Here is a 9,124-nt window from a genome sequence, read left to right as displayed (position 1 = left end):
TACGAATTAAATTACAGCCCACCCTGCTCCGCCGAAAAAAAACGGAAGCTGTTGAAGCTGGATGAGGAACAGCAGTTGCTATACAATGCCATCTACAATTAGCGGGTGTCCCAACGCACAAGTCAGGTGGCGCTGCGCGGCCCGTCCGGTTACGGGCAGTAGCGCCGCGCGCATGACTCCCTGCTTGAACCGCGACTGCGGCCAGCCGCATCGGACATTACTTATGCAGAAGTCTGTCACTGTAGGAAAAGGTCAGCGAGAATTATAGTTATACCAGTCCATTTTCCGTGTTACATACATAAGCGCGGCCAGCGCGGTAAACAGTAATATCGCTCCCATCAGCAGGGCATAGTCTTCCAACTGGAGTACGCCATAGCAATAGGCATAAAGGAATGAAAGCAATGCGGCCATTATTCCCGCGTTCCGCCCCCCCTTCAGCACGGCATGGCTGTATCCGCCTATCAGGGCGACGACCGCCGCGCTGGCTATCAGGTACGCGGAACCGAAATTAATACATTCCGACAATGCCAGCAGCAGCAGGTAAAAGACGGATAGCGCGCAAGCCACCATAAGATATTGAATCGGATGAAGCGGCTGTTTACTGAAAACCTCAAACAGGAAAAATACCATGAAGGTCAGCAGGATGAAAAGAATGCCGTATTTCACGGAACGGGAAACCTTGTGGTATGTGTTCACCGGCATCAGCAGACTTACGCCGAATACCGACGCCATGCAGTTGGGGCTTGCGTCCCGCACCCATTGCTGGGGAAGCGCCCTGGAAAGATGAAAGATATCCCACTCCGCCTTGAAATTGTCTTTTGCCACCTCCCTTCGCGTTGGCAAATATGTCCCCGCAAAGCTAGGCGCGGGCCACTTCGCGGACAACTCCGCATGCGTAGTCTTGCCGGCTGGGACAAAATATAAAGAATCGCTTCCATTGAGGTCCATGTCAAAACTGAAGGGAATTCCAGTTTGCCCGGCGGAAAGCGCGACCGGAACGGTTATGGAGGGGCTGCCGCTAACAAAAAACCTCTCTCCGGGATTGAAGTCATACTGCCTGCCGTTCCATGTCAAGACCACATTTTTTCTTATGCCCCGGCAGTCCGATAGCGCCACCAAAACCTCCGCGTCTTTCCAAAGCACATTGCTATCCGCCACATGGAACTGGGAAAAATCAATCCGGCCAAAAGAACCGGAGAAGTTCAGCTTCGCGGTGTAGAGCAGCGCTTCAAAAATACCGCGATACCGCACCTCCGGGAAAAGCGAGCCTTTCACGGACAGTTCGTCTGGCAGGAAATAGGCATAGTTCGTGGATACTACGGGTTTGCCCTTCTGGTCCACCGATCGCACGCGGTAAGGCACGCTCAGCACGGGTCCCATCAGGGATTGGGAAGCGCCCCACTTGCCGCTTATTTCCTCTGCGGCGGACTTCTGTGTGCTTTCCCTCTCCTGTATCTGTTCCCTTATCATGGAAAGAGGGTAAAGCATGATCAGCACCAACACCAGCATTACCGCCAGTCTGCCCGCCAGCGATTTGCCTTTTTCGGATTGTTCCATGTCGGACATTGTTCCCCCGTACTCTGCACTATAACGGACATCATACACAAGAATTTTAGTTGGATGCAAAGAGCGCCGGGTAAACGGCTCTTCCGAAACATCAGTTTTCGGATGGCAATTCCCGGAGGCGGGAGGTTCAGAAATAAACGCGCAGCGCCACCTGTCCCCACAGTCCGGTGTAATCGGCTGAGAAAGGCCGGCTCAGCGCCGCGGGTGCGCCGCCGTCCTTTAGAAGGTACAGCGTTTCCGCCCCGCCGGTCATCGGCTTCATCTGAAGCGAATAACGCCCGCTTCCTCCCAGAAAACCGGAGGGATCAGACAGCTCGCCGGAAAAATTGTCCAGCAATCCGTTGAATATATATTTGAACTCCGCCGCCAGGGAGACGTTTTTGAAAACGAAAAGCTCCGCCCCCGCGCTTGCGTGCGGCATCAGCGCGGAGCAGGCCATGACGCCGGAGGCCGTTTGCGAGTTGGACTGAAGCTCCGCCTTGATTCTGCCCATCATATAATCCGCGCCGCCGCCCAGGGAAAGCGAAAGCCGCTCCCCCCTCGGCCTGTACTTGATATAGATATCCGCGGGAACGTAAAACGAGTTCAGCGAGTACTTTTTGGCAAGATATCCGGCGGTGGGGCCTGTCTCCTGCTCGTCGTAGACAAGAGGGGAGATATAGCCCAGGCCAAGCGCCGCGCCCAGCTTTAGCCCGCCCCTGCCTTCGGCGAAAATGCGGAGCTGCGGATTGAATCTGTTCGGCGTCAGCGCGGCGCGGTAGTCCGAATAATATCCGCTTAAACCGCCCTGATTCACAAAATCCAGCGTCTTGCTGAAGCCGGTTTCCGGTTTTTTTGAATTGGCTGAAAGCTCCAAGCCCACTCTGGCTAGCGAGGCGGTCTGCGCGGCGGCAATGACAAATAAACAGCAAAAAATCGTGCTATGTCGCATTATGAAGCCAGAACGGCAACATGAAGTATATCAGGAATGGCTCCGGCGGTTAATACGCGGCTTTAATTAAAAAAGGACGCATTTTTATGTAGCGGCGGATTACCCATTCTCCGCAGTTGGTTGCGAGAACCGAGGCGGCGGATGGCGTGGACAGTCCGACGCAGAATTTGACGAGCATACCCGCAGTAAGGAAAATTCTACGCAGGAATGTCCGCGCCAGCCACCGCCGAATTCCGCAATCCAACTGAGGGGAATGGGTTATGACTGTTTCGGGGGAATGGTCATGCCAAGCTCGCGCATGACCATCTTGATGTCTTCCCAGGCGTCTTTCTTCCAGTTGGGGTTGCGCAGCAGGGCGGCTGGGTGGAATGTGGCGGCGAATTTAGCGTCGTAGCCGATGGGAAACGAATCCGGCGGCAGCTTCATCACTTTTCCGCGCAGCGCGGAAAGCGAGGTTTTCTCCCCCCCCGTAAGCGCGCGGGCCGCGCTGGCGCCCAGCGCGATTATGAATTCCGGCCTTATGGCGGCGATTTGGCGGACTATATAGTCGTGGCAGGCGGCTGTTTCCGAAGGAGTGGGCGGCCTGTCGTTGCCGCGCTTTTCATGGTCTGTGGGGTCTATGGTGGGGTGGCATTTAACCACATTGGCTATGTACACGTCGTCCCGGCGCAGGCCCATGGCGGCGATTATTTTATCCAGCAATGCGCCGGCCCTGCCCACGAAAGGCTCGCCCCTGTGGTCTTCCTCGTAGCCGGGGCCTTCGCCCACAAACATTATCCGGGCACGGGGATTGCCAACGCCCGGCACGGCTTTTATGCGGGTTTCGCCCAGCGGGCATTTCTTGCAGGCGCAGATTTCGGCGGCGATTTGGGACAGCGCCACCTCCCCCTGCGCGCAGGCCGCGTCCGCCGCCGGGCAGCGCCCGGCCCGCGGCGCGGCGGCTTTTTTTGCGTTTTGAGATTTCTCAGCCGTGGCGGAGGCGCAAACGGCGCCTGCCGGCGCGGCGGACGGCGGAGCATCGGCGCGGGACTGCGCCCGCAAGCCGGAAAAATCCTCGGCGTCGGCGTTTGCCGCCCAGCCTTTCAGTTCGCGCGCGAGATTTTTCAGCTCCGCTTTCATGTCTTTATTCCGCTGCGGCAGCCTCTTCCTTTTTGGCCTTCTTTTTGGGAGCCTTTTCCTTCTCCTCGGCGGCGGGCGCGGGCTGCGGCGCGGCAGCCGGCGCGGGGGCCGGGGCGGGGGTAGCGGCGGCGTCCGCCTCGCGGGCGGCCATCACCTGCTCCTCCGTAACTTCGCCGGAGAGTATCTGCGTCAGCGCCGCGCGGATGACGGCGGCATAGGGTTGGTGGCGGTACTCCTCTCCCCTGCGCAGATGCTTGGCCCATGTGGAGCCTACGACAACAAGATTGTACTTGTCGCCGCTGTAATCCATCATGGATGATTCCAGTCGCTTTTGTTCTTCAGGCATGGTGTCCCTCCGTAAACCGGTAATTGCCCGCCCCGCCGCGCATGGCGGCAAGCTGGCGGGAGGATTTCATACGCTCCGCCGTGATGATGGCGGAAATATCGCCCAAAGCCCTGTCAATATCGCCGTTGACCACGATATAGCCGTAACGCCCGGCCTGCGCGATTTCCGCGCGCGCCGTTTCAAGGCGCAGTTTTATGTTTTCGGTGCCGTCGCCGCGTCCGCGCAGCCGTCTCTCCAGCGTTTTCCAGCTTGGCGGCAGCACGAATATCAGTACGGCGTCCCTGAACATGCGCGAAACCGAGCGCGCGCCCTGCACGTCTATCACCAGCACCGGGATTTTGCCGCGTTTAAGCGCGGCCTCTATCCCCTTGCGCGGCACGCCGTAGAGGTTGTCAAATACGCGGGCATGCTCGGCAAGCCCGCCGGTTTTGATTTCCCTCTCAAAGCGCGCCTTTGTCCAGAAGTGGTAATCAACCCCGTTTTTCTCGCCCAGCCGGGGCGCGCGCGTGGTGGCGGTTATAACCCGCGTTACAAGCGGCTCCTCCGCCAGGAGGGCGTTGACCAAAGTCGTCTTGCCGCCTCCTGACGGAGATGAAACTACAACCACAAAGCCGCTTCGCTTCAAGCTATTTGCCCTTGCGGGGATGCCGTATCGCCGCCTGAGCCGCCGCCAGCCGCGCTATCGGCACGCGGAAGGGAGAGCAGGACACGTAGCTGAAATTCTCGCGATGGCAGAATTCCACGCTGGCCGGCTCGCCGCCGTGTTCGCCGCAAATGCCGATTTTGAGGTCGGCGCGGGTCTTGCGGCCCCGCGTTACGGAGATGTGTATAAGTTCCCCGACGGCGGTCTGGTCTATGGTCTGGAACGGATCCGCCGGCAGTATGCCCTTTTCCAGATAGTGCGGCAGGAAACCGCCGATATCGTCGCGCGAGAAGCCGAACGTCATCTGTGTCAGGTCGTTTGTCCCGAACGAGAAGAACTGCGCCACCTCCGCGATTTTGTCCGATATCAGCGCGGCGCGCGGAATTTCTATCATCGTGCCGGTCTGGTGCGGGATGGATTTGAGGCCGGTTTTCTCCAGCGTTTCTTTGTAAACGCGGTCTATGATGGCCTTCTGGTCCGTGATTTCCTTCTCGGTCGCCACGACGGGTATCATGATTTCGGGATAGACCTTCGCCTTGGCCTTCAGCAGCTCCGCCGCCGCTTCAAATACGGCGCGGGCCTGCATCTCGGTGATTTCGGGATAGGTTACGCCCAGCCGGACGCCGCGGTGGCCCATCATCGGGTTGCTTTCGCGCAGCCCTTCGGCGCGCTTTTCAAGCTCCTCCACCGATATGTTGAGGTCCCTGGCCAGCGCCTCCAGCTTCTCATGGCTGTGCGGCACAAACTCGTGCAGCGGCGGGTCTATCAGGCGGATGGTTACGCCGTAGCCTTCCATCGCCTTCAGCGTGCCTTTGATGGCGGCTTTCACGAAGGGGAACAGTTCCGCCAGGGCGGCGCGGCGCTCTTCGGTGTTTTTGGAAACAATCATCTTGCGCAGCTTGAACAACGGCTCGTCCGAGCCTTTCCCGTAGAACATATGCTCTATGCGGAAGAGGCCTATGCCCTCAGCGCCAAAGCCGCGCGCGCGGGCCGAATCCTCTGGCGTGTCGGCGTTGGTGCGGATTTTAAGGACGCGCAGCCCGTCGCAGAGTTTCAGGAAGTCGCTCAGCGCCTTGTTGCCCTGGCTGGCGTCAAACATCGGCAGGTTGCCGGCATAAACCGCGCCCTTGGAACCGTTAAGCGTAAGCCAGTCGCCTTCCTTCAACGTCGTGTCGCCGACCTTGACGGTTTTGCTCTGCGCGGAGATATGCAATGCCCCGCAGCCCACCACGCAGCATTTGCCCCAGCCGCGCGCCACAAGGGCGGCGTGCGAGGTCATGCCTCCGCGCGCGGTCAATATGGCCTGCGCGGCGCGCATGCCTTCAATATCTTCCGGGTTTGTCTCCTCGCGGACGAGGATGACTTTTTTGCCCGCTTTCGCCTGGGCCACGGCGTCGGCGGCGGTGAATACTATCGTGCCGGATGCTCCGCCGGGGCCGGCGGGCAGGCCCTTGGCTATCGGCTTTGCGGCGGCCTCGGCCTTGGGGTCCACTATGGGATGCAGCAGCTCGTCAATCTGGGCGGGGGTAACGCGCATGACGGCGGTCGTCTTGTCTATAAGCCGTTCCTTCACCATGTCCAGCGCGATGTTGACGGCGGCCACGCCGTTGCGCTTGCCCACGCGGCACTGAAGGATATAGAGCTTGCCCTTTTCAATGGTGAATTCTATGTCCAGCATGTCGCGGTAATGCTTTTCAAGCCGCTTCTGGATGGCGAACAGTTCCTTGTAAGCGGCGGACATTGCCTTTTCCAGGCTGGTCTCTTCCTTGGAATGCTCGGTGCGGGAAGCCTCGTTTATCGGGGCGGGGGTTCTGATGCCGGCCACCACGTCCTCGCCCTGCGCGTTGATGAGGTACTCGCCGTAAAAGCGGCAGTCGCCGGTGCCGGGGTTGCGGGTAAAGGCCACGCCCGTCGCCGAATCCGCGCCCATGTTGCCGAAAACCATGGTCTGCACGTTGACGGCGGTGCCCCATTCGTCCGGTATGCCTTCAATGCGGCGGTAGGAAATGGCGCGCTTGCCGTTCCACGAGGCAAACACCGCCCCGACAGAGCCCCACAACTGCGCCATCGGCTCGTCCGGGAATTCGGAGCCGAGAGTCTCCTTCACCTTCGCCTTGAAGGCGGCGCAAAGCTGCTTGAGGTCTTCGCTTTTAAGCTCGGTGTCGCTTTTGACGCCGCGCTTGTGCTTTAGCTCCTCCATCATGCGGTCCAGGACTTTGCGTATGCCCATGTCTTCGGCGGGGGTGATGCCGGCGGCCTTTTCCATGACCACGTCGGAGTACATCATTATAAGCCGGCGGTAAGAATCGTAGACAAAGCGCTCGTTGCCCGTCTGGGCTATGATGCCGGGGATGGTTTTTTCGGTCAGGCCTACGTTAAGGATGGTCTCCATCATTCCGGGCATGGATTTGCGCGCGCCGGAGCGTACCGACACCAGCAGCGGGTCCGCCGGGTCGCCGAATTTGCGCCCCGCCAGCTTTTCCATGCGCTCAAGATTTTTCTTCACATCGCCGGCCAGCGTTTTGGGATAGGAGCGTTTGTTCTGCCAGTAATAGGTGCAGACATCCGTCGTCAGCGTGAAACCGGGGGGGACGGGCAGGCGCAGCGAGGGGTGTCCGGCCATTTCTGCGAGGTTGGCGCCCTTGCCGCCCAGCAGATTCTTCATGGATTCCTTGCCTTCGGCCTTGCCTCCGCCGAAGAAATAAACCATTTTTTTGGAAGCGGTTGATTTTGCTGCGGTTTTTTTTCTGGCGACAGTTGATGTTGGCATTTTCTAGCGTCTCCTTTGTTTACGGTCCTTGAGGCTGACAGCGGCGCGCGCCCTGCCGCGCCTTTACGGCGCGGTCGAGGCCCGTGCGGCCATTAGTTTAGGGAAATACATTTCTACACGTATATAGTATTAAACTTACGGGGGAGGTTGCAAATAAAAATGCCCGCCTGGGGCGGGCATTTGAAAGTTGGTGGACGTGAGGGGGATCGAACCCCTGACCTCTACCTTGCGAAGGTAGCGCTCTCCCAGCTGAGCTACACGCCCATTCCTGTTTATAATTCTACAATATTTCCCGCGCCTTTTTCCGGCTTGATGCCCGCATTGCTGTCCATGCAGGTGTTTGTTCGGCATCATTCCGCGCTTTTCCGTCCCGGCTCTTGCGGCCTGTTGCATTTTTTTGTATGGTGATGTACAATATATTGTACAAAAAGGTACATATACTTGTATGAATTCATACAGAATAGGCAAAGACGGACTGCTTGAAACCATGAGCGCATGGAATGCGCTCCTGAAAAGGCGCGTCCATCTGATAGCTTGCGGCGGCACGGCAATGACGCTGCTTGGAGTAAAGGAATCCACCAAAGATATTGACTTCATCGTGCCGGATGAAAAGGAATACATCTACCTTGCGAAAAGGCTGGCTGGCATGGGCTATGGCAGGGCTTCCGAATTTGGCTGGAGCAACGGCGGCAATTTTATTTTTGACCTGTATCCGGGAAGCAAGGTCTATCAAACCGAACTGCTGGAATCCCCGCTTGAGACGGGGAATAATACGCTGTTCAGGGAATTTGAGCGCATTTATATCGGCATTCTCAATCCGTATGACATCATTATCACCAAGCTTTTCAGAGCTTCCGCCGTTGATATTGATGACTGTGCCGGTCTGGTGAAAGCCGCCGGCAAGGAGCTTGATTGGGCCAAACTTGAAAGCCGCTTCCGTGAAACCGCCTCTTACAGCGTGTTTGAGGATAGGGCCAACGGCAATTTCAACGCTTTCAGGGAAACAATGAAACGCAGGAAACTTATATGAAAAAAGACGAACTGCTCAAAAAGGCCGAAGCTCTTGGCTTTCCGCTTTTGCAGGCGGAAACCGGAACCGATGATTACCGCACTTTGGCGGAAGTCATAAGAAGCCGCAATCCGCGTCTTTGGGAAGGTTTTCCGGTAATGCTTGCCAATGCCGCCGAAAAGGGCGGTTTCAGCCTTGCGCAATTAAAGGCGCGGATGCGTACTCCGGCGGAAAAGAAACTGGCGGAAGAACTTTTGCTTGTGTCGGTGTCGCTTTACAACGCTATAGGGATAAAATTCGCGTGGGCGCAAGTCTTCCATTCGGAACAAAGGAAATATCTGGATAATTTTAAGAATAATGCCGCCATAAAAATCGGCGATTACACTTTCCCGCCGGAAAAGCTAAAGACCGTTTTCGCCGCCTATCGCGTGAAGAGCGCGGCACAGATAACCGATGTCTTGGCGGCCAGAAGCGGACTTGGCGTTGAATATGCCATGTCGCAGGTATTCACCGCAAAGCAGAAAGAATTGTTTTTCAGGAAATTGCGCGGAGAGAAACTTACAAAAACTGAAAAAGAGTATTTCTCCCGCACCGTGAAAAAAAAGGTTGCCGCATTCCTGACTTCGCCAATCCTCTCTAAAATCAGCCCGTCCTCGTCGGAGGGGTATTGGAATTTGGGTGTCCCGTTGATAAAATATAGTTATGTTTGTCAGGAAGAAACGCAACAAAAGCGGTTCTGT

General features: G+C 57.2%; 8 protein-coding genes and 1 tRNA gene. 2 read left to right on the top strand and 7 right to left on the bottom strand.

What is annotated here, in order from left to right; translation table 11 throughout:
• Positions 1-252: 252 nt before the first annotated feature.
• The 7 genes from creD to WC421_11530 all read right to left on the bottom strand — a co-directional run bounded on the left by creD (position 253) and on the right by WC421_11530 (position 7,639).
• Entirely contained in the window at positions 253-1,566 is a 1,314-nt protein-coding gene (creD, locus tag WC421_11560; GenBank protein ID MFA5162863.1) for a cell envelope integrity protein CreD, read from the bottom strand.
• A 127-nt stretch (positions 1,567-1,693) separates the two neighbouring features.
• Entirely contained in the window at positions 1,694-2,422 is a 729-nt protein-coding gene (locus tag WC421_11555) for a hypothetical protein (GenBank protein MFA5162862.1), read from the bottom strand.
• A 333-nt stretch (positions 2,423-2,755) separates the two neighbouring features.
• A complete protein-coding gene (locus WC421_11550; GenBank protein ID MFA5162861.1) occupies positions 2,756-3,616 on the bottom strand; it encodes a uracil-DNA glycosylase in 861 nt (286 codons plus the stop codon).
• A 4-nt stretch (positions 3,617-3,620) separates the two neighbouring features.
• Positions 3,621-3,962: a hypothetical protein gene (locus tag WC421_11545; protein ID MFA5162860.1), complete on the bottom strand. Its 342-nt coding sequence runs from the start codon at positions 3,960-3,962 to the stop codon at positions 3,621-3,623.
• The gene (gene gmk / locus WC421_11540) at positions 3,955-4,569 is read right to left on the bottom strand and encodes a guanylate kinase (GenBank protein ID MFA5162859.1); all 615 of its coding nucleotides are present in this window, start codon (positions 4,567-4,569) and stop codon (positions 3,955-3,957) included. Before gmk ends, WC421_11545 begins: the two co-directional genes overlap by 8 nt.
• Before the next feature lie 19 nt (positions 4,570-4,588).
• Positions 4,589-7,375: a pyruvate, phosphate dikinase gene (ppdK, locus tag WC421_11535; protein MFA5162858.1), complete on the bottom strand. Its 2,787-nt coding sequence runs from the start codon at positions 7,373-7,375 to the stop codon at positions 4,589-4,591.
• 188 nt (positions 7,376-7,563) lie between these two features.
• Positions 7,564-7,639 (bottom strand) — tRNA-Ala (locus tag WC421_11530).
• A 181-nt stretch (positions 7,640-7,820) separates the two neighbouring features.
• Here WC421_11530 and WC421_11525 point away from each other — a divergent pair.
• Positions 7,821-8,405 carry a DUF6036 family nucleotidyltransferase gene (locus WC421_11525; GenBank protein MFA5162857.1) on the top strand — a complete coding sequence of 195 codons (585 nt, stop codon included), beginning with the start codon at positions 7,821-7,823 and terminating at the stop codon, positions 8,403-8,405.
• The coding region (locus WC421_11520) for a hypothetical protein (protein ID MFA5162856.1) at positions 8,402-9,124 on the top strand (723 nt) is incomplete at its 3' end. The genes WC421_11525 and WC421_11520, both read left to right, overlap by 4 nt.

Source organism: Elusimicrobiales bacterium, from assembly GCA_041651175.1.
Taxonomy (GTDB): Bacteria; Elusimicrobiota; Elusimicrobia; order Elusimicrobiales; family Elusimicrobiaceae; genus JAQTYB01.
The sequence above is the reverse complement of the archived record's forward strand: the minus strand, read 5'-3'. Positions and strand labels throughout refer to the sequence as shown.

Excerpts from the sequence above, each read along its gene's own strand:
- creD (MFA5162863.1), bottom strand. The coding sequence starts at position 1,566 with ATGTCCGACATGGAACAATCCGAAAAAGGCAAATCGCTGGCGGGCAGA.
- WC421_11550 (MFA5162861.1), bottom strand. The coding sequence starts at position 3,616 with ATGAAAGCGGAGCTGAAAAATCTCGCGCGCGAACTGAAAGGCTGGGCG.
- WC421_11545 (MFA5162860.1), bottom strand. The coding sequence starts at position 3,962 with ATGCCTGAAGAACAAAAGCGACTGGAATCATCCATGATGGATTACAGC.
- ppdK (MFA5162858.1), bottom strand. The coding sequence starts at position 7,375 with ATGCCAACATCAACTGTCGCCAGAAAAAAAACCGCAGCAAAATCAACC.
- WC421_11525 (MFA5162857.1), top strand. The coding sequence starts at position 7,821 with ATGAATTCATACAGAATAGGCAAAGACGGACTGCTTGAAACCATGAGC.